The sequence below is a fragment of the Acinetobacter sp. SFB genome (assembly GCF_001647545.1).
Classification (GTDB): domain Bacteria; phylum Pseudomonadota; class Gammaproteobacteria; order Pseudomonadales; family Moraxellaceae; genus Acinetobacter.
In genome coordinates this window covers 235,498-254,791 of record NZ_LSZH01000012.1, presented here as the reverse complement: position 1 = coordinate 254,791, position 19,294 = coordinate 235,498, and the positions used below count along the sequence as shown (strand labels likewise).

12 protein-coding genes and 1 pseudogene are annotated in these 19,294 nt (G+C 35.1%); 3 read left to right on the top strand and 10 right to left on the bottom strand.

From position 1 onward, the window contains the following. Positions 1-77 precede the first annotated feature (77 nt). The 4 genes from AY606_RS08520 to AY606_RS08505 all read right to left on the bottom strand — a co-directional run bounded on the left by AY606_RS08520 (position 78) and on the right by AY606_RS08505 (position 4,268). A complete protein-coding gene (locus AY606_RS08520) occupies positions 78-1,523 on the bottom strand; it encodes an alpha,alpha-trehalose-phosphate synthase (UDP-forming) (protein ID WP_067867085.1) in 1,446 nt (481 codons plus the stop codon). Then, positions 1,511-2,359 (bottom strand): trehalose-phosphatase, encoded by an 849-nt coding sequence (gene otsB, locus AY606_RS08515; protein ID WP_067867083.1) that lies wholly within the window; start codon positions 2,357-2,359, stop codon positions 1,511-1,513. Before otsB ends, AY606_RS08520 begins: the two co-directional genes overlap by 13 nt. A 770-nt stretch (positions 2,360-3,129) precedes the next feature. Continuing rightward, positions 3,130-3,579 (bottom strand): universal stress protein, encoded by a 450-nt coding sequence (locus AY606_RS08510; RefSeq protein ID WP_067867081.1) that lies wholly within the window; start codon positions 3,577-3,579, stop codon positions 3,130-3,132. 299 nt (positions 3,580-3,878) lie between these two features. Next, positions 3,879-4,268, bottom strand: coding sequence for a hypothetical protein (locus tag AY606_RS08505; RefSeq protein WP_067867079.1), 390 nt, complete (start codon positions 4,266-4,268; stop codon positions 3,879-3,881). Between the two features lie 1,186 nt (positions 4,269-5,454). Between AY606_RS08505 and AY606_RS08500 the strand changes: the two genes are divergently transcribed. From AY606_RS08500 to AY606_RS08490, 3 genes are all read left to right on the top strand, one after another. Next, entirely contained in the window at positions 5,455-5,670 is a 216-nt protein-coding gene (locus tag AY606_RS08500; RefSeq protein WP_067723482.1) for a cold-shock protein, read from the top strand. A 293-nt stretch (positions 5,671-5,963) separates the two neighbouring features. Beyond that, positions 5,964-6,521 carry a DUF4385 domain-containing protein gene (locus AY606_RS08495; RefSeq protein ID WP_081408379.1) on the top strand — a complete coding sequence of 186 codons (558 nt, stop codon included), beginning with the start codon at positions 5,964-5,966 and terminating at the stop codon, positions 6,519-6,521. Positions 6,522-6,969: 448 nt separating this feature from the next. Further along, on the top strand, positions 6,970-9,174 hold the full coding sequence (locus AY606_RS08490) for an OsmC domain/YcaO domain-containing protein (RefSeq protein WP_067867075.1): 2,205 nt from the start codon (positions 6,970-6,972) through the stop codon (positions 9,172-9,174). 327 nt (positions 9,175-9,501) lie between these two features. Here AY606_RS08490 and AY606_RS16605 read toward each other — a convergent pair whose 3' ends face one another. The 6 genes and pseudogenes from AY606_RS16605 to tssF form a co-directional block, all read right to left on the bottom strand. Further along, the gene (locus AY606_RS16605; protein WP_249409234.1) at positions 9,502-9,735 is read right to left on the bottom strand and encodes a hypothetical protein; all 234 of its coding nucleotides are present in this window, start codon (positions 9,733-9,735) and stop codon (positions 9,502-9,504) included. A gap of 638 nt (positions 9,736-10,373) precedes the next feature. Next, positions 10,374-11,072 (bottom strand): annotated as a pseudogene (locus AY606_RS08480) (OmpA family protein); the annotation flags it as partial. A gap of 153 nt (positions 11,073-11,225) precedes the next feature. After that, the gene (gene tssM, locus AY606_RS08475; RefSeq protein WP_067867073.1) at positions 11,226-15,047 is read right to left on the bottom strand and encodes a type VI secretion system membrane subunit TssM; all 3,822 of its coding nucleotides are present in this window, start codon (positions 15,045-15,047) and stop codon (positions 11,226-11,228) included. 36 nt (positions 15,048-15,083) lie between these two features. Next, positions 15,084-16,517, bottom strand: coding sequence for a hypothetical protein (locus AY606_RS08470; protein WP_067867071.1), 1,434 nt, complete (start codon positions 16,515-16,517; stop codon positions 15,084-15,086). Further along, positions 16,517-17,512, bottom strand: a complete 996-nt coding sequence (tssG, locus tag AY606_RS08465; protein WP_067867069.1) for a type VI secretion system baseplate subunit TssG — start codon at positions 17,510-17,512, stop codon at positions 16,517-16,519. Before tssG ends, AY606_RS08470 begins: the two co-directional genes overlap by 1 nt. After that, entirely contained in the window at positions 17,473-19,284 is a 1,812-nt protein-coding gene (tssF, locus tag AY606_RS08460; RefSeq protein ID WP_067867067.1) for a type VI secretion system baseplate subunit TssF, read from the bottom strand. Before tssF ends, tssG begins: the two co-directional genes overlap by 40 nt. Positions 19,285-19,294: the final 10 nt, after the last annotated feature.

The window sequence follows — 19,294 nt, the reverse complement described above, 5'->3', positions numbered from 1 at the left end:
TTTTCATTTAAATAAATATAGAGCCGGTATATATAATGATATCCCGGCTTTTTAGTCGCTAGAACAAATAAACTCTATTAAGTATATACTTGCTGATGAGCAAAGTAAGTATATGATTTACCATGGGAAGGTTTAGACATATTGAACATTTCAACTGGTCTAAGATCTTTTAAAAAAGCATTACGCCAGTCAGTAATATCAAAACGTTTAAGACCCTGCATTAAATGTTTATGACGCTCTAAACGTTCTGATTTCGGCATGGTTAAAGCTGTTTTTAATCCCTTAACCATATCGCCACAGCTGTCCGGATCCACAATAATGGCTTCAGACATTTGCTCTGCTGCACCAGTATATTTAGAAAGAATTAAAACCCCAGGATTGTTAGGATTCTGTGCCGCAACAAATTCCTTTGCGACCAGATTCATGCCATCACGCAAAGAATTGACCCAACAGATATCGGACTGACGATAAATTTTCATCAACGCATCATGCTCTACAGTTTCATGCGTACAATTGATGGGCTGCCAATTGTCCTGTGCAAATTCGTGATTAATTGAATCTACTTTTGAATCCATAAGCTCATATAAATTTTTATAAGCGGGGATCTCCATGCGGCATGGACAAGCAATTTGTAAATCGGTGATATGTTTATGATATTCAGGGTTGTTTTTCAGAAAATCTTCGAAAGCATTAAAACGCTCAATTAAACCTTTGGAATAATCAATCCGATCGACACTAATAATTGTTTTTTGATCCTTTAAATCTTTAAAGTCAAAGACAGGGCGAGGATTGCCTTTTTTTTGCTGAGCGACTTTCTGGATAAGTTCTGGATTAATACCAATGGGATAACATTGGATAGTGATCTGGCGATGGTTATAACTCAACACATTAGGATGAATGACCTGAGATGCTAAAAAATGATGACATACATCCATACATTGTTTTTGGTCGTGTTCAGTTTGCAATCCAATCACATCATAATGACAAAGATCTTGAATAAGGTTTTGAGCTGTAGGTAGTAAACTCCAGATTTTTAAATCAGCGAAGGGGATATGTAAAAAAAATCCAATCCTATTTCGCATGCCCAATTCACGACAATAACGTGCCACACTTAAAAAATGATAATCATGAACCCAAATAATGTCATCCGGATGAGCGATTTTAGAAAGCTGCTGGGCAAATAAACGATTTACTTGTTGATAGGTTTTAAATTCTTCCGATTTGTACTCTATTAAGTCTGCACGATTATGCATGGCTGGCCAAAGGGTACTATTTGCAAAGCCACAATAATAGCCGCTATATTGCTCTTCAGTTAAAGGGCAGGTGATGTATTCCACACCTTTATATGCAGCCAGACTAAAGTTTGGCTGCTGATGATTTTCAATTTTTTCACCATTCCAACCTAGCCAAATTCCTCCAATATCGCTCAGCGCATCTTGCAGAGCAACTGCCAAGCCACCTGCAGTGGATTTATCGGGATTAGGTAAACTTACACGATTCGATAATACGATTAATTTAGACATGCTTTTTCTCCATTTGATACTTGAGACTGTCCTGAAAAATGAGTTTTTAAGAATTGTGAAAATAAATCGAGAAAATTAGCGACATCTTCAACATTTTTAAGGCGATAGGATGCTTCGGTTTCCTCCTCTCCAACTTTTATACTCACACCGTTATAGTCATTTATGACTTTAAAACCAGCTTCATCTGTTTTGTCATCGCCAATAAAAATAGGTAAAACGTTGCTGAAATTATAATGCTGTAAAATCTTTTGAATGGCCTGTCCTTTATCAGCCTCTAAAGGTAATAATTCAAAGACATATTTACCTTCATTAATTTTAAGTTCTGGGTGTAAGTATTGAATATCCTGTGCAATTTTTCTTGTGGTTTCAGCCAGTTCAGGACATTGACGGTAATGTATAGCGACTGAATAATCTTTATTTTCAATTAGCAGCTGAGGATAAGGAAGACAAGCCTTTTGAACATGTTGTTGCAGCAAAGAAATATTAAGTTCATTAATACCGGTATTTAATTCCTCTTGCTGATCTATTTGTATTTCCAAGCCATGTGTTCCCGCAATGGGTAACTGAAGAGGGGAGAAGAGCTGAGATGCTACTTTTACAGAACGTCCAGTGATAGCAATAACATGAATATTTAAATCTTTTAACTGTTGTAATGTTTGCAAAGTAGTTTTAGGTATAAAACTTTTTGTAGGGTCTACATGAAATTCAGAAAGTGTCCCATCTATATCAAGAAACAAACAATATTGTTTTTTTTTAGAAAAATAATGAGCAATAATTTGCAATACATTTGAAGAATAAGATTCATTATTTAAAAATTGGCTTTTAGGAATATACATATTTGATATCTACTACTTATTCTGGTTAATAAGTAATAGCATTAAAAAATTGAATATTGACCAAATTTATTATTAAACCTACATAATTTAAATAAAATTTACATCATTTGTTCTTTTTTTACTTTTGGTTATATTTTTGTTTTTAGTAACATATTTTTACTTTTATTTTTTATATGAGGAAAATAAAAATGAAACTCTGCTTTAAATAAATAATTTTTTAGCTGTAAATCTTTAAATTAGCTTTTTAATATTGATTGATGAGTATAATAATATACTTATAAATTAATATTTTTTATTACTTTATTTTGAATTTAAAGGTTAAACCAAGAGATATTAAAATGCAGTAAAAATAAATTTCGTACTCAAAGATTAGAATGATTTAAGCACAAAACATTTATTGAAATGAGTGAATTAACTTGTGATATAGGTTAAAAGATCCGTTTTAGTGCGAACTATAAAGAGTAGGATTGAGATTAATACAGATTTACCGCGCAACGGTATTTTACGGATATATAAAAGAAAACCTACGTTAATCAGATATTGGTTTGATTTAAACTCTAAAAAAATAAGATTTAAGCGAGGTATTCAAAAATTTATTGGCACATTGTGCTTGGATAGACTTTATGGAAAATGCGAAATATTTTTGTTTAAAAATTATTTAACGAGTAATTAAAATAATTATAAATATTTAATTTTTCTAAAAAATATATAGAAAATTATAGAATAAATTAGCCTACTAAAAAGTGGACTAATTTATTGCTTATTCGGAATTATTTTGTATGTTTTACCACAAGTACCGGTACATGGCTTGAAGTTAGAATCTCTTGCGCGATACTGCCGATAAAAGCTTTTTTAAAACCTGTACGCCCATGAGAACCTACGACGATTAAATCAATATTTAATTCATCAGCGAGTTTGGCAATGGCCTCACTAGGGGATTGACTACTAAGGAGTTTGGTAGTGGTTTCAATACCTGCATTGGTAAATTTCAGTCCTAGCTCGGCCAAGATGTTTTTAGCATGAGCTTTTGCTTCCATATAATAATCCGTTACTCCAGGTACATTTTTATAAAAACTGACACTGGTTAAAGGATCTATTACGACAACGCTTGCTATGGTAACTTTACTGCCTAATGCTTTGGCCAAAATGATGGTCTGATCAGCTGCAGCTATGGCAATAGGCGAATCATCAACAGACAGTAAAATGTGTTGGTAATCCATGATACGTTCCTCTTGTTTCAAGATTCTTTATCTACCTAAAGATTAACATAGCTAGAGAAGGATGATAAAAAAGGATAAAAATAGATCTTTTCCATCTCTTATGTTGCGAAAGTATTAGAGCTGGCATTGCCCATACCATAATAGTTATTTTCCACTTATCAAATGGATGATCGGTACTTATCACCATTAAGTGGTTATTCAATTCCACTAAAAAGTCATAAAAACATGTCTATAAAGGAGTTACGTGTTAAGCATCATCCCTATAACCCGATTATTTAAGAAAATGCTTTATATGCTGTTCAATCCGCCCAGATAGAGGTAGATAAGAAATATTTCAAAGATTTTTTTAGATCGGCACAACTATCAAAACTATTGGTGACCTCTTTGAAAGCAGAATGATATTCACGTTGGTAGGGTTTGCCTGTTAAGGCCTCTCCATGAGCATTTTCATAATCATAGATTGCAGTCCGGAGATATATTTCTAATATTTTTTTATGTTCGGGAGAGTTACAGTTTTTTTTAACTATTTCATCAGTAGACTGGCAATCGAGTTTGACATGACGATAAAAATCACTCGAATTTTGATATATATTATTTAATTCTTTGGATTCACTGTCTGATAAGCACTGTGCTGCATGGGCAAAATTAAACATTAAAGCTATATAAACAACCAGTAAATGGAATTTCATTTTTTATTCCTTATTATTTTTTAATGATCTAACCATATAGATAAAATTTACACAACTACAACATTTGAAAATCAGACGAATCGAAATTTTGTTCAGATCGAAATAGGGAAATTAATAAAAAACAATAACTGTAGAAATTACTTAATCATGGCGCATACATTTCCCCCTGATCTTAAACGCATCGTTTTTGAAACAAAATAGTCTGTTTAAAACAAAAAAAATATTAAAAAAATAAATATCTCAATCATTTTTTCAAATTGGTAAGACAAAAATATTCGATATTTACCTTATTTTGTTCAGATAAAAAATCTTATAAATAAATTAAAAATGTAAAATCAATATAAATCAGTGCAATGGATGATAACGTAAATAGCACAGTTCCAATCCTGCGAGTTAGTTTATGGTCATAGGCATCAATCAAAGGCTTCATGATCACCTGACCCAAACATAGCCCTAGGAAAAATATGCATATGAAAGCTCTACAGCGCTAGATGTCGCATTCAGGTCATATGCTATGGCAGCTAAAGCAGGCAGGCAAATCATATGTGTAGTTAAGGGGGCGAGATGGATAGCAGGGCTAATGCGGCAATTATGATTATGTTATGTGTTTTGACTGGCATTGAATAAGAACCTGCTTTAATTTTGATCTTCAATCTTTTATACATTAAAGTCCGCCTTAGGCAGATGAAAAAAAATATGAAGATCCATCTCAGAATAACATATCAGTTTTGATTGCAGCTTTAGCTCTTTGATTTTTTTAGTGAATTTAATCTTAACAAAGAAGGGTATCTATTTAGGTAGATAACGATAGGCAAAATGACAAGAGATTTCTGCTGCATATTAAAATCGTATACCACTTTAAAAGTGCTTTTTTTAGTGCTTGAATGAAATCTAAAATAAATTCCAGCCTCGTTAAATTTTAGAAAATTGATCATTTTCATTTGCATACATGTTTTTTATCAGCATAATAAATAATAATTATAAAAAAACTTGAATATTCATTTAATTCATGTATTATTAACTCAACTAGAAAAAAAGTCTTGTTTCGGTAAATCTTCTTTAAGTATCGCAGTTTTAGTCATAATCCTTCGTTTTTTCAGATTTTAAGTTTCATTCTTTATTATTTTCCAAGTTATACTCGGTCAGTAAAATGACTAAAAATTATTAAAAATCAGTAGGATTTATTATGTCTAACTCAAATGTTGTTAAAGGTACTGTTAAGTGGTTCAACGAAACTAAAGGTTTTGGTTTCATTCAACAAGAAAATGGTCCAGACGTTTTTGCTCATTTCAGCGAAATTGCTAGTTCAGGCTTCAAAACCTTAATGGAAGGCCAGCAAGTTGAATTCAGCGTTGCACAAGGTCAAAAAGGCCCAAATGCAGTAAATATCGTTGCTATCTAACAGATATTAAAATACAAAAATCAGATAAATTAAAAGTAATGTAAATTACCAATTATTTTATTTTTGTATACCAAAAAAAGCCGAGGATCTCGGCTTTTTTTTTGTCTATAGACAATGTATTTAATTCATTTAAGCTATGTTTTATTCGTTTCTCTATAATATTCATATCTGAAAGCTTTATTTAATAACAATAATATCTGATTGCAAAAATCCTCTGCAAATTTTCAATTCAATCCGCCATGATGTTATAGGCAGCAATCAAGTTTCTGCGCAATATTCATGGAGTTCTCACAGTGAATCCAGATCGGCAACAGGATATACCCAAGCGAGAATTTCGCGTTTTTTCAAAAAGTTTTGATTATTCCTTGGATTTTAAAAATATTAATTTTAGAAAAAGACCCGAGCTGTATCGTATCGGCCGGGGTGAACAAGGGGTACTGCTGGTAGAACCCTATAAATCAGAAATACTGCCGCATTGGCAATTTGCCGATCAAGATAAGGCTTTACGCAGTAGCGAAAAAATCTATGCGTTATTTTTAGGGTATTTAGAACAAGATGATTTTATTGGTGCGGATATGGCCAGAAAATTTTTACAAATGGGTTATACCCGCGCACGTCGCTATGCCAATCATAAAGGCGGCAAGAAATATAAGGGTTCAGTGCCTGAAGACAAGAAAGGTTTGAGTGGGGCACATGGTCGGCCAGAGTTAGCACGCAGTGTAGAAGATCCTGTTAAAGCTGCTGCAGCACGAATTTTTAAGAAGAAATGGGATCAAGCCAAATTAAATTCTAAGTATCTAGAATTAAAAGATAAATTTAATGCATTTATTCAGGAAAATAGCCAAGCGTAAGCTGGAATAGCTGGCCTAAGAAATAGAATGAATCAACAACAGAAATTTAATGTATGGCATCCTATATATTCTAAAACGTATATGAGATTGAATCAGGGCAATACTTAAAGATAATGATAGAGCGCTAGAGCGTCCTTGCTTATAATATTTATTCTCGTATTTTGAAATACATGAGTTGAGATTATGCAAATATTTTCTAAGTTATTATTATGTTAAGGATTTTTTATAATTAATCTTTAAAGACAGAGAAAAGTTATCAATTAAACCAAATCCCTCTATAATATTGCCCATTATTGCAAATGTTGGACGTTCGGTGTACTCACTAAACGGATGACGCTAGTTACTCTCTTTTTTAAGTCAATTTCTTTTCCGTGATTCGGCTTATGTTTCAATATTTAGAATCTTATAGGGCCATAGTGGCACATAAGAATAGTTAGGTGCCAGCAGCATGGAAATCAAGGTTAATTATCTCGACAACCTTCGACAAGAAGCCAAGTTCGATGATTTTTCGGTAATTGCCGACCAACCGATTCGTTATAAAGGTGACGGTTCAGCACCAGGGCCATTCGATTATTTTCTTGCATCTTCTGCTTTGTGTGCAGCCTACTTTGTAAAAGTATATTGTGCAGCACGTGATATCCCGACTGATAATATTCGTTTGTCGCAGAACAACATTGTAGATCCAGAAAACCGTTACAAACAGATTTTTAAAATTCAGGTGGAATTGCCATCTGACATTTCTGATAAAGACCGCCAAGGTATTTTGCGTTCAATCGACCGTTGTACGGTTAAAAAAGTGATCCAAACCGGTCCTGAATTTATCATTGAGCAAGTGGAAAGCATTGATGCCGATGCACAAGCTTTATTGATGCCGAGTCTAGCTTCAGACAGCAGTACCTTTATTCCGGGTAAAGATCTCCCTCTAGAAGAAACCATTGCCAATATGTCAGGTATTTTGGCTGGCCTCGGTATGAAGATTGAAATTGCGTCATGGCGTAATATTGTGCCTAATGTCTGGTCATTACATGTTCGTGATGCACAATCACCTATGTGTTTTACCAACGGTAAAGGTTCAACCAAAGAAAGTGCGTTGGCCTCGGCCTTAGGGGAGTTCATTGAACGTCTCAACTGTAACTTCTTCTACAACGATCAGTTTTGGGGTGAAGATATTGCCAATGCTGAATTTGTACATTACCCAGATGAAAAATGGTTTAAGCCGGGTTCAGAAGGTGAGTTACCAAAAGAAATTCTGGATGAATATACTTTAGAGATATACAACCCTGAAGATGAGCTTCTCGGTACGCATTTGTATGACACCAACTCAGGCAATATTGAGCGCGGAATCTGTTCATTGCCATTCGTGCGTCAGTCTGATGATAAAGTGGTTTATTTTCCATCAAACCTGATTGAAAACTTGTATTTAAGTAACGGAATGAGTGCCGGTAATACTTTGGCCGAAGCACAAGTACAGTGTTTGTCTGAAATTTTTGAACGTGCGGTGAAACGTGAAATTCTAGAAGGTGAGATTGCGCTTCCAGATGTGCCAGAAGAGGTCTTGGCGAAATATCCAGGCATTGTGGCAGGTATCAAAGGACTGGAAGAACAAGGTTTTCCGGTTCTGGTGAAAGATGCTTCATTGGGCGGTCAATTCCCGGTGATGTGCGTGACCTTAATGAATCCACGTACTGGTGGCGTATTTGCCTCTTTCGGCGCGCATCCAAAGCTGGAAGTGGCTTTAGAGCGTAGTTTAACTGAACTATTGCAAGGTCGTAGTTTTGAAGGTCTAAACGATTTACCAAAACCAACATTTAGCAGCAATGCAGTGACTGAACCAAACAACTTCGTAGAACATTTTATCGATTCAAGCGGTCTGGTGTCTTGGCGTTTCTTCAGCTCAAAATCTGCTTATGAGTTTGTGGAGTGGGATTTCACGTCCGAGGGCGAAAATGCCAATGTAGAAGAAGCTGCAACCATGTTCGGTATTCTCGAACAAATGGGCAAAGAAGTGTATATGGCGGTGTATCAGCATTTAGGTGCGACGGCTTGCCGTATTTTGGTACCAGGTTATTCTGAAATCTATCTGGTTGAAGATTTAATTTGGGACAATACCAATAAAGCACTTCAGTTCCGCGAAGATATTTTGAATATCCACCGTTTGGATGATGAGCAGCTTGAAGCCTTGGTTGAGCGTCTAGAAGAATGTGAATCTGATGATTACACCGATATCGTGACCTTAATCGGGATTGAATTTGATGATAATACCGTTTGGGGGCAGCTTACTATTCTGGAACTTAAGCTACTCATTTATATTGCTTTACAGCAATTTGAAGAAGCGAAAGATTTAGTTGAACAATTCCTGCAATACAACACCAATACGGTTGAACGCGGTTTATTCTACCAATGCCTAAATGTTGTACTTGAAGTTGAACTGGATGACGACATGGATTTGGATGATTATGAAGCCAATTTCCGCCGTATGTTTGGTGATGAACGTATGGATGCCGTGATAGGTTCTATGGATGGAAGTATCCGCTTCTATGGCTTAACTGAAACCAGTATGAAACTGGAAGGCTTAGAGCGGCATTTACGTCTGATCGAGAGCTATAAAAAACTTCATGCAGCACGTGCTAAGTTTGCAGCTTTATCAAAATAGGAATACTGCCATAGCGGGGAGGGAGCAACCACTGCCACTAGGAAGTTGCTCCTAAGCTTTTTAGGTGAAATAAGTATATTTCTAAATGCTTAAGCCTAAGCAACCAGCCAAATGATTTGAAATCATTTGGCTGGTTTTTTTTTCGTATAAATATCCACATGAAAAATATATGTTGATTAAGTTAATGAAATATATGAATTTTTAATATTGTATTGTTAAACTTTGAAATCTTTGATTCGAATCAGCATAAGGCCTTGAATAAAGACAGAGTATTGATTTAGCTGAATCAAGTATGAATTAAATTTAATGATTAGGACGTATCATTAATTAAGCTAGATTCGAGTTCAGTGCCATTTTATCTTCTGCAATTGCATCACTTGAAAGAATTGCTTTGTATAGAAATAAAGGTAATCCATCTTCTTTATCTTTGAGTTTTAATTCTTTTGTGCCATCTCTGTATTCAAATATAGCAATGGGGTAGTTGTCCTGATCTGCTATATAAAAACGTCTATCTTTGACTATTAATTTATGTTCTAAAAATTGGTGTTGTAGTAAGCGCATAAACTTACTCTAATTATGGGAAAGTAAATTTAACTCTCTGATTCTATCTACATCATTTAAATAACATATTTTTGCCCGCTGTCTCTCTTTGTAGCTTAAATATACATTTCTATTTGGCTTTGTCTTTACTTTAGGCACTTCTTTTTTATGTTGAGTATCTTTGAAAGTACCCAGCAATAAAGCCAAAAATCAGACAGAAAATAGCAATTCCCATTATTCATCTTTCCCTCGAACATCGTGTCTGTATTTTATAACTTCAAATTTGATCAAATATTTTATTTTCTTTAATTGATTCTATTGTTTGTAGAATCAATAAACCTAAACGAGTAAGAATAGAATCGGGGCATTTATACCCACATAAAAATATTTATGTCACTAAAGAGCGTCATCAAGAATTAAAAAGAGAGTTTTTATAAAACATAAAGCTCATATTTTGAGAATAATAGATTTTAAAATGTAAGACGCTTAGATTTCGGCATAACGTATATTATGTTACTTAGCTTACTCCAGATTCACGATCTGGCGCTGTGGCTACAACTAAGGTTGTGTATAGACCACAGTCTTGGATATTCTATTTAACATAATATACATTATACGAAATAGAGTCACATAAAATTATGTGACTCTTTATAGATAACTTATAAAACTTCGAATTCAATTCGACGGTTTTTCTTACGACCTTCAACTGTTGTATTATCAGCAACTGGTTTAGTTGAACCTAAACCTTCAACACTTAAACTATTTGTAGGAATATTTTTTCCCATTAAGTAATTCTTAACTGCTGTCGCACGTTGTTGGCTCAAAGTTAAATTTTTCCCTGAATCGCCTGAATTATCTGTATGGCCAATAATCTTTACTTTTTTGCCACCAACCTTATTTAAGACGATCGCCATCTCATCTAAAATTTGTCTCCCTGAAGCTGCTAATACAGCACTTCCAGATTCAAACTCAATAATTCGATTTTTTAAAGCCTGATCAATAATTTTCTGTTCTGCGTGATTTACTGTTAATCGCGTATTCAAACGATACGGTGCTTGAACTAAGCTATGAAAATTTAATGAAATTGGCTGAATATCATTCTGATTTGACATTTTCCCAGCCAAATCCATCTGTGTACCATGTACAGTTAATTTTCCTTGTTTAACTTTTTTTAAATCTGGTGTAATGACTTCAGTAACTGAATCACTCCAACCATTTGGTGCAGATACAGCACGAACTTTAATTTTATCAATCACTTGATCAGAACCATAAACAGCATGCATTTTATTTAAAATCGCTTGTTTACTCGTTTCATTGGGTACAGCACCTTCAATTACAATCGGGTCTGCATGAGCAACGACTGCAGCACTGGACATAAAGAAAGCAGCCTTAAAAATATTTATAATTCTTTGTTTTTTCATAATTTTTATTCATTAGTAAATGTTTTTTTAAATAATTCCATACTTTGGCTTAAAGTCAGTTGAGGCTCACTTTTAATGATTAATTTTTTATTACTCATAGTGTGCTCCATTAAAGCCCGATGATGGAGATGTTGTATTGGCTTTGACTACAACAACAGATATGGGGGCTGCTTGCGCAGCAACGACATGCACGGACTTATGATTTACCACCTGATCAACCAGTTGCATGCCTGCATAACCGCGACTTGAACCAATCTGTCCTGAATTGCCACTAATCAAGCGAAAGTTCACTTTCACAGCCAAGTTCGGATTTTGTTGATTTTTCCAAATCATTTCAAAATTGCCACTGTCTTGATGTTGAGTGCGCTGCGCACTATCAATTAAGCGGTTAATTCCATATTCCCCCGGCTCATCAAAAATAGTATGAGTCTGCCCTTCCAGATCTACAGCTGTAATACGTGCACCAGCAATAGCACCTTGATTTGGCCAGACAAAATTCACCCATTGCTGAATACCATTTTCATAGACCATTCTCTGACCATCAATATCAATGGTATAAGAAAGTAGTTGCGCATTTTCAAGTGGGTAGAATTGAAAGTTGGATTGATTCGTTGCAGTTGATACTGATTTTAACTCTCCTGTCGCCATGCCATGACTCGGTGCAACATAGCTATGAAAATTCATAACAAACTGTGGGTTTAAGCTGACACCTAAATCTTTCCATGTTTTTGACGTTAAACTATAACCTCGTCGGATCACCAACGGATCCAGATTGTCTTTCACGAAGCGCGCAATACTCCCATTTTCACCAAAGATTTGGCTAATTTCATTACTGGTGGCTTGTAATGTTGCCGAAGAATTAAACGGATATTTCTGACTTAAATTTGCTTTAAATGGTTGACTGGCTTGTATTATCCATAACTTGTTAATTTCATCCTGAGCAGGAATCAATAAACTCTCAAATGACTGTGATAATGGACGCATCAATAATTTTTGCAAAACTTGTTGATCCTGTTCATTTAGTCCAGTGGACATTTTTTCATCAATAATTTTTTGGGTACTGTTAAAGACTGAATTTTGATCATTAATGGTTTTTTTGACCAAATTCATGGCAAAAGGACCAATATCCCCTGCACTTTTTAGATCATTAAACTTGCTACGAACTTGGGCAAGTGATTGCATGTATTCATCCAAAAGTGATTTGTTTTGCTGATCATCACGCTTACGCACAATTTTATAAAATACTTGGAATTCTTTTGAAATTACGCCATGCCCTTGATTCAATGCCTGTTGTGTACTTTTAGCTTGATCTTTCTTTAAAAATTTATCTTTAAACCAAGTCAAAAAACCTGTTTGTAGTGCAGCGAGTTCTGCTTGCACAATTGGATTGTCCCAACTGGTTTCTTCGGCAATATGATTCACAAGAATACGAATGGGTGAATTTTCAGGCTCACCCAATATTTCAATATTTTTAGCTTGTTGTTTAAAATCATTGTTTTTAGCATAGTGAATGCCGTTCAGGAATTTACGCCATTCAGCAATATATTGCTCTTTATATAATGCAGTTAACTGCTGGCGAATCTGATTCGGACTTCCACTAAAAGTCAGGTCATCCGACTGTGTGCTGTTTAACACCCAATCCTTACTCTCTGTTGGCCGGTTTGCTGCGTCATCAATCGCTTTTTCTATATAATCCGACCATGCTTTATAGGTAAATATGCCCGGTAATGCATAACTGCCTAGTACTGTATTTTGGCTATCTGTATTCATCAACTGCTTCACAGTAATAGCGGGATAACGAACTGCTGCACGCATTTTAATTTCGTTATAGACACGATCACGTGCAGGCATACCACGAATCACGGACAATAAAACTTGGCGAGCTTGATCAACCACCAAGGGATCCGATTCAAGAACAGGAAATGTTTGCTCATTCGTTAGGGTCATGCTGTAGGATAAAATTTGCTCCGCTTTTTGAATCATTTCTCCACGCGGAATTTGACCCTGATTGGAATCTAACCACGAGCGCCAGAAACGTGTGACTTGATCACTTAAATGACTTGCATCCATATATCGCGGATTGCTCATCATTAAATAGGCTTTTAATGCATTATAAGCATCTTGAGGATTGGTTTCAGATGACTCTAAATATTGTTGATTTTTAGCAATTTGTTTTATTTTCCCATTGACATGATTGGCCTTTAAAGTCGTTTCGTTGCTTTTTACCCGTTGTAAATACTGGACAATATTTTGCTGGGTCGGCTGTAAAACAATTTGCTTCACACCTTTTAAATATTCCGCTTTTAGCTTGTTGCGCAGTTCTTGGCCTTGATACAAACCAAAGCCAAATTTAATGGGTCGATCTTGATCAAACTGATCCAGTTGTTGCAAGCGATCTTGTAAAATCAACAAAGCGTTCAATTGGGTGAATAGCTCTTGTCCCGATTGTTTTTCTAATTGTACGACTTTGTCTAAATCTGCTTGTACATCAGCAATCAGCTGTTGATTATTACGATATGACCATACCCATAAGCTGAGAATAATAGACACACCCAATAACACGGCAATAAATGCAAGGTAACGCTGTTTCTTACGTCCTGGATTAATATGCTGTTTAACCAGATTCTTGTCTTTCAAAATCACCTCCGAAAATAAACCTTTCAGAAAGTAACCATGATTTTGGGCAATCGAATTGTTCGGTATGCCCTTTTCCCTATTTGCGCTTTTAGATAAATTAAAATCCTGTGCTAGCTGTTCGGTCATTGGACTTTCAATCACGCCTTTTTGCAAAGCACTGGTGAAATAAAAGCCACGGAAGACCGGTTTAAACTGGTAGGGATTTTCTTCAAATAAAGTGCCAATAAAAGTTTTTAGGACGGGTTTTAGGCTCTTAAACTCCAAAGGAAATGTCATTACACTCGGTGAGATATTTTGCGCATGACGACGACTGAGATGCGTGGTACTCAGTCCTTTTAAACCATCATATAAAACAGAATAGTGTTGCTCAAAAAGCTCAACCGCATTATTTGCAGAATTCAATTCATACTTTAAGGTTGCACCCCATACCTGATCAAATTCATTGACTTCATAACATTCAAAAAACTCGGTAAATCCTGCAATCAAATCCATTTTTGAAAATACTAAATATACCGGTGCAAAAACTTCTAAACGTTCAGTTAAATCTTGAATCCGTGCTCTTAAATTTTTAGCCAGTTTGATTGATTTTTCAGGACTTTGGCTTATTAGCTCTGCAATACTCACTATTACGATCAATCCGTTAATCGGTGCCTTAGAGCGACTTTTCTTTAATAAACTCAAAAAGCCTACCCATTCAGAATGATCTTCAGCATAAACCGAATAACGCCCCGCCGTATCGAGTAACAGCCCTTGCGTTGAGAAAAACCAGTTACAGTTTTGTGTCCCACTTAAGCCAGATGAAACCATTTTTTGATGTGAGGTTTCAAAGGGGAATTTCAGCCCTGAATGATAAATTGCCGAACTTTTACCTGCCGCCGGATTACCAATTACCATATACCAAGGTAATTCATATAAAGCTGCATTGCCCTTCTTGTCTCCCAGCTTTGACTTACGAATCAACTGGATCGATTCCTTCATTTGCTGATTGATCAGCAGTAATTCATCTTTATTTTTCTGTTTGCCATATTCAGCTTGGGTATCCTGTTGAATGGCTTCAGCAAAGAATTCTCCTTGTTGAGCATAACGATATTTTTGAATCAGCCAATATATGCCATAGCCGATGAGTGCCAAAACATAGGCTGCCAGCAACGCCCAAAAAATATTTCGGGGAATGACATTATATGAAGAAATCAATGCCACTAAAAATGATAGTGCTATGATGGCTTTAGGATGGGTTATATACTGCCAAACATAACCTAGAATGGTATAAAACATGCGGATTCTCGTTATTATTTTAATTTTTATTAATATTTAAATGACCTGTTTTTCGAACTGATTTGATTCAGCAACCGTTTGAAAAAAAGCATGGGTGAAAGCTTGATCCGTACTGTAGATCATTGCTGTAAGTTCCTCTGGAAAATGCACGCCCAGCATAAATCCAAAAATTTTTGAGAGGGTTTGTGTATGACCCAGACTTTGTTTTATATATAAAGAATGATGTGTTCCTATTAAAGTCGGTACAAAAATTTCGTTGGTATTTTTAATCACGTTGATATCAGTTGCATCATCTAAAATCACTACAAAAGGCTGTTCCTGCTGGATCTGTTCAGTGTAATTAGGCACAGTTTCCTTTAGACAATTCGCTAGATCGTGGACATTCAGTGCAATTTTAAGTGACTTGATGACATGAAGCTGATTAATATTTACGTCATGAGCCGCTACGCACCAGCTAGATGCAAATTCTGCTGCCAAATAATCATTAGACAACCACATTTTGTCATCCAGCACTTCTTGATCAATTTCAGAATCTACATTGATTACCAATGAAACTTCATGTGATTGTGTTGATATTTGACTGAGTAAATTCAGCCAGTATTTATAGGAACTTCGCTGACCAATAAAATGATGTTGGATATGTATTTGCTGCGAAATGATACCTAATGACTGCACAAAATTGAGCAGTATTTCTTGACTGAAATGCTCATCCCAAACATGCAATACGTTGTCTGATAATAAAATATGAATATTCAGTCGATTTAGACGTGGTACTGGTTCAACCTGAAAGTATCGGTCATCTTCATGATGTGCTTGATAATCTGGGTCAATCCATGCAGGATGCATGCGATACTGGTATGCCAGTTCACTATCATAGAAAAATGCAGACTGTTTTAAGTGTGCTGCCAACTGCGATAGAATTTCACTCTGCTGCTCTAACTGATATTGAATTAGGGCTTGGATTCGTTGCAAGCGCCCCTGCTTCTCTTTTATATCTGAATCATCGTCTTGTTGTGCCATCACATCATCCAAGTACTTAATTCTGTACGACAAAACTGGTAAGCCATAACCATCGGTTAAGTGCTGATCCAATTCAGGACTTCTAAATTTTTTTAATGCATCAATAATACTTTCATTTTCACCAAATGAACTAAATACGTTTGATGAAAAAATGTTTAAATTCAGAAATTTAAACTCTTCAAATTTCTTATTCGTTTCTGGTGTTTTTTCATTCGGTTGTTCTAATAAAGCTGTTTTTCGTTGCAGTTTACGCTTTTTATATGCATGGTAAGCTTGATAAATTAAATATGGCGAAAGCAGAATTAAAGACAAAACTAAAGGTATAACAATGAAATATGACAATAAATCCATACTAGATGGATCGTATTGGATGTCACGCCAATAATAAATAATCGCTATGCTGACCATTAGAAAAATACTGGTAAACGTTCCCAGAATGAGTTTAATCATTATATATCTCTCAATAATGCATAACAGGTTTCTGAATTATATTCAGCAAGTTTAGGCATTAAAAATGCCCCCTGTGCCAAGCCAAACTGTGAGCTAGAATTTAAGCAAAGAGGTTGTATATCTTCTTTTTTTAGCATTAAACGTAAATCTACCATTAAGCTTGGACTACACCAGATAGTGAGGATTTTTTTTAGTTTTTCACTCATTTTTTGCTGCGGTAAAAAGCTCAGATAATCTGTTTTGGACAATGGGCCAATCTGGATTTCTATTTTCTCGTCGATTTGTCGAATATTTTCACCACAAAAGGTATTCACACCTAATAAACTTGTGCTTAAGCCACCTAAAGTTGTCTTTTGTTCATCTGTTAATTTAAATTTTTCTTCGATAAATTCTTTAATGTCAAAATCATTTTTAAAGATACATTCCAGCATTGTCCTTAAAGCATAAGTCGTATTATTTTGCCCCTGCATTAAACCTGAAAATTCAGCGAAATAATCATCTAATTCAGCTTGATCTTGTTGTGAACTGACATAACCATTTAACGCATGCAGAATATCCAGATAATCATTTTCTTGTTCAATTTCATAACGTACCGGCAAATGATAGGTTAAGCTTGCATCTACATATTGTGCTGTGAGCTTATGATTGAACAAACCCAGAAAGTTAATAGTTTCTACTTTCTGCTGACGACTACCGTGTTTAATTTTATGACTATAGGTATAAGGTAAAGCTCCTTGCATACCGGTTAAGCCGACAATCAGGTTGGTAAAATGAATATATTTATTCTCTAGCTTTAAGGTTTCAATTTCAGAAACCGGAAAATTAAGATTTAAAGAACTGTGAAATTTAAAGTCATTCGCCCAATACTGAGTTTTGAATGAATCAGGCTCGTGTCGCAACAAACGTATCGCCTGAATAAACTCATAAGCTGTAGGTGTGGTCATCAGATCATCAATTACAGAAGCTTCTTGCCACCAACGTTCTGCTGCACGCATTGGTATAACTCCTGCTGGTTATTTGAATCACTGATAATGACATCTACATAACTATTCATCTGAACTTTTAAATTAAAAACATGACTTAAAAGCTGAGTAAATATATATAGGCTATGCCCTCTAAAAACTTGTGCATCAATGGCCAAATTGACTTTGATACCCCGAACAAATAAAGGAAATGGCTTAGCTTGAATGAGTTTTTGCGTTAAAGAAAAATCAATATTTTTAATGGAATCAATCATCAGATGATTTTCTTTTAACTGAGGTAAATTATACAACTCCAAAAGTTCCTTCATATGACTAATCGCATCGCCTTTCATGAATGACAATGTGTTTAAAGAAAGATGAGAAATAATGCGCCACTGTTCTTTTTTATTTTGCTCAAAATAATAGGGCTTACTGGGTCGCTTTAATACAAGTGCGCGCCGTGTCAAGTTACTATCATTCAAAGTCAGGACATTATTGACCTGACTTAAAGCCTCATGCGGCAAATCTCGATTGCAACACAATAATTTAGTACTGATAAAGTCAGACTTTGTGTTATATGGCGATAAGTGTTTTGAAATAATAGAATAGCCTGTTCCAATAGATTTATTTTGTAATTTAGTTGGACTGAGACTATAGAAAAATTGAGCATCATCCTGATGATAATGGCTCATGGCGAAAAATGGAAAAACAGGAAAAGTGCTCTGATCTTGACTACTTTTTTCCCGAATCATATTCATCTCAAGGATTGAATAAACTTGATAGAATTCGGGATGATGAGCATCTGTCACCAAGGAATATTCCAGTTGTTTATGATTGATTTTCTGGGGTTCTGCTTGCTTATTAAATAGATTCACCACTGGCACTGAAAACAATTTAAAGTTAGCGACATTTAATTCAGTATAATTTCGAATACAGGCCTGATCATTCAGATTTAACTTTAAATGAATCCGTACTTCAAATTCGTTTTGCTCAGCGGGTAAATGCTTTAAGAAATTTAAATCCAGATTAATATAGTTAAATTTTTCAGGAAAGCAGAAATATTCCATCAACAAACGATAAGCATGATGAGTATGCTGATCGACAGGTAATAAACTTTCTGTTTCATCAAAACCCACCACTTCAAATGGATTGCTGATTTCAATAAACTCATTTCCTATTTTTAATGAAAATCCAGTACTTTTATTGAATATGTTATCTAAAACCTGTAATGGAAAATTAGAAATTGCATCCAAATAAATCGGTAATTTTTCATTCATTAACTGTTTTGTACTTTGATTGAAAATTTCAAAATTGAAACTCAAGGTCGCATTTTGATTTAAATGCATATGCGCACTTGGACTAGTCTTAAAGTTTAAATGATTCAATGAAATAGGCAGTAATCTAACTAACCTTGTTGTGGTAAATTCACACTGCACACCTTTAAAACTACGCGACTTTAATGGGGTAGATTTAGGAATTTCATGTGCTTCAGTCAGTTGTTTGACCTTGCTGATATCCTCAAAACTCACCACTGAACATGCAGGGAAAGGTTTAAGGTATTGAGGAAACATCACCTCGAATAATGAACGGGTAAAAATGTCATAACTGTCCGCCAGTTTTTTATCAATACGCGCAGCAACCAATGAAAAAGCCTGAATCAAACGCTCAATATGCGGATCATCAATTTGTTCCTGATTGAGCGATAAGCGCTGAGCAATTTTTGGATATTTTTGTGCGAATTCACGCGATTGTTGCCCAAATTCTTGTAATTGCTTTTCATAATAAGGTAACAGTTCTTCAATCACAGAAAACCCA

Coding starts and splice junctions, on each gene's coding strand:
- AY606_RS08520 (WP_067867085.1), bottom strand. CDS start 1,523: ATGTCTAAATTAATCGTATTATCGAATCGTGTAAGTTTACCTAATCCC.
- otsB (WP_067867083.1), bottom strand. CDS start 2,359: ATGTATATTCCTAAAAGCCAATTTTTAAATAATGAATCTTATTCTTCA.
- AY606_RS08510 (WP_067867081.1), bottom strand. CDS start 3,579: ATGGATTACCAACACATTTTACTGTCTGTTGATGATTCGCCTATTGCC.
- AY606_RS08505 (WP_067867079.1), bottom strand. CDS start 4,268: ATGAAATTCCATTTACTGGTTGTTTATATAGCTTTAATGTTTAATTTT.
- AY606_RS08500 (WP_067723482.1), top strand. CDS start 5,455: ATGTCTAACTCAAATGTTGTTAAAGGTACTGTTAAGTGGTTCAACGAA.
- AY606_RS08490 (WP_067867075.1), top strand. CDS start 6,970: ATGGAAATCAAGGTTAATTATCTCGACAACCTTCGACAAGAAGCCAAG.
- AY606_RS16605 (WP_249409234.1), bottom strand. CDS start 9,735: ATGCGCTTACTACAACACCAATTTTTAGAACATAAATTAATAGTCAAA.
- tssM (WP_067867073.1), bottom strand. CDS start 15,047: ATGTTTTATACCATTCTAGGTTATGTTTGGCAGTATATAACCCATCCT.
- AY606_RS08470 (WP_067867071.1), bottom strand. CDS start 16,517: ATGATTAAACTCATTCTGGGAACGTTTACCAGTATTTTTCTAATGGTC.
- tssG (WP_067867069.1), bottom strand. CDS start 17,512: ATGCGTGCAGCAGAACGTTGGTGGCAAGAAGCTTCTGTAATTGATGAT.